The sequence below is a fragment of the Salinimicrobium oceani genome (assembly GCF_012037645.1).
The window spans coordinates 1-710 of sequence record NZ_JAAVJR010000139.1 but is presented as its reverse complement, the minus strand read 5'-3'; the positions used below and the strand labels follow the sequence as shown (position 1 = coordinate 710).

Annotated in this window: 1 pseudogene; it reads right to left on the bottom strand. The window is 37.7% G+C overall.

The features are described 5' to 3' along the window. Positions 1-466: pseudogene (locus HC175_RS15885) on the bottom strand (AraC family transcriptional regulator); the annotation flags it as partial. Positions 467-710 lie beyond the last annotated feature (244 nt).

Genomic DNA, 710 nt, shown 5'->3' with positions numbered 1-710 from the left:
ACAGGTTCCTGATTGTTGATCTCACATTATAATTCTGCACCTGGTTGAGCGCAATCACCATTCCGGGAGAAAGTGGCACGTCTTTATAGTATTGTTTGTCGCGATTCTCCAGGTTCAAAAAGCTGATATATCCCGCCTCTTCAGAAAAGAGCGCATGAAATTTTTTGATAGAGATCACGATGGACACCACCCAGCCGTTAGGTTCAAGTTCCAGGTCTATAGGCAGGTCGCGTTTTGGATTGTACAGAAGCAGGGAATTTTCTTCGTGGAGGCTTATTTTATAGCCGCCATTGTTGAAGAAGAACCTGTTTTCCCCTTTTCCTGAAAAATGGAATTGAATAAAACTACTGTTGATATTCCGCTGAACTTTTACAGCGGTCTTGTTCAAATTCTGAAATTTAAGCAGGTAAAAACCTTCTTCAAGTTTAGTTTTTTCAAAGGTACCTTGAGCGATATTTTCTTCCATAGGAATCTCTTTTGATTTCACAACTTTCAGCAGCTTCTATTTAGACTCACTCTAAACAATTTTACTGAAACTCCCCTTTTGACGGACAAAAATAGGTCGAAAATATGATAATGGTCATTTTTTGACGTAAAATCGCCTGCAGCGACAAAAATTGTACTTTAAGCGTTACTTTTAAGTTTAGTGTTGTTTTAAATTTGCCAGTTGAATTCCTAATCAGGTACATGGAAGATTATAATATTTCAAG